The 1,277-nt window shown below is 64.9% G+C and carries 2 protein-coding genes; one reads left to right on the top strand and one right to left on the bottom strand.

Annotated features, from left to right (window positions below; translation table 11 throughout):
• Positions 1-85 precede the first annotated feature (85 nt).
• The gene (locus ACIQIB_RS39515) at positions 86-808 is read left to right on the top strand and encodes a tyrosine-type recombinase/integrase (protein ID WP_400764318.1); all 723 of its coding nucleotides are present in this window, start codon (positions 86-88) and stop codon (positions 806-808) included.
• A 57-nt stretch (positions 809-865) separates the two neighbouring features.
• Here the strand turns inward: ACIQIB_RS39515 and ACIQIB_RS39510 are convergent, their stop codons facing one another.
• On the bottom strand, positions 866-1,057 hold the full coding sequence (locus ACIQIB_RS39510) for a helix-turn-helix transcriptional regulator (RefSeq protein WP_400764316.1): 192 nt from the start codon (positions 1,055-1,057) through the stop codon (positions 866-868).
• Positions 1,058-1,277: the final 220 nt, after the last annotated feature.

Raw genomic sequence — 1,277 nt, 5'->3', positions numbered from 1 at the left:
AAACGCGCCCAACACCGCAACTGGCCACCACCCCAACCAGCCACCGTCACGATCACCAAGCGAGACACGAATTAAGTCACCGGCATTGGGCCTAGCCACCCAGGCCAACGCCTTCGACAAGCTCAAGGCGATCCTGCTCGACGCCCACCGCCTCGGTCTTTACCCGGAGAACCCGTTCGACGGGGTCACCCCGCCCCAGTACGACCCGAAGCGCGCGGTCATCCCTTCGCTCGTCCAGCTCGGCGGGATACGCGAAGCCGGCGACGACACGTTCAACCTGGTCGCCGAGCTGATGAGCGGATGCGGGCTCCGTAACGGCGAGGCCCTTGCCGTCAACATCAACAACATCGTCGTTGACGACGTCTACCGCGTCAGCGAGCAGGTCAACCAGACGACCAAGGACTACGCGCCGCTCAAGCACCGCAAGGAGGGCGACTACCGGGACGTTCCGCTGCCGGCGCGGACCCGGATCCGCCTGCTGACGTACGCGGACACCCACGGCACCATCGACGGCTATCCGCTTCGCCACCCGCTGGACATCAGCAAGCCCTACCCGTCGTACTACCTGCAGAACCAGTGGGACCGGATCAAGCGGGCCGGCGACGTCGACATCCCCGAGGGCATGACGATCTACGGCCTGCGGCACTTCTTCGCCTCGAACTGCCTCAGCCACAACATCCCGATCACCGACGTCGCCGAGTGGATGGGGCACAAGAGCATCGACGTGACGTTCAAGATCTACCGGCACCTGATGCCCGGCTCCATCGGCCACGCCGCCCAGGTCCTCGACCTCGGGCTCGCGGCCTGAAGCAGGTGGGGCCCTGTTCATCGCTGGCCAGGGCCCCACATGTGTCGTTGTCCGACATCAGCCGCCGGACATCCGCTGCTGCTTCACCCAGGCATGGACCTCGGTGACCTTGAACTGCAGCTTCGCATTGCGCCCGCTCCCGAAGCGGTACGGGACGAGGCCGACCTTGGGCGCCTCGCGGTACACCCACTGAACGGACATGTTCAGGTGCTCTGCGGTCTGCTTGACGGTCATGAACTGTGTGGACACGGGCTCTCCTCAGGGCTGGCGGGTTGCCACAGGTGTCCAAAGTTGCTTCCGTAGTGGCGGTTTGGGAGTGCCGTGGTCGCGTGGTAGGTTGCCATCGCCATGCAGGTCCGGGCTCCAGTGCCGGGTCTGAGAGGGCGGTTCGAGAGTTGATGTCCGTTTCGAGTTGAGGTTGGGGAGAGGGCTGCTGGCTGCGGGGGTTCGGTCGGCTACTGCTTCTTGG

The organism is Kitasatospora sp. NPDC092286, from assembly GCF_044755565.1.
Classification (GTDB): Bacteria; Actinomycetota; Actinomycetes; order Streptomycetales; family Streptomycetaceae; genus Kitasatospora.
This window is presented reverse-complemented; position numbering and strand designations above follow the sequence as displayed.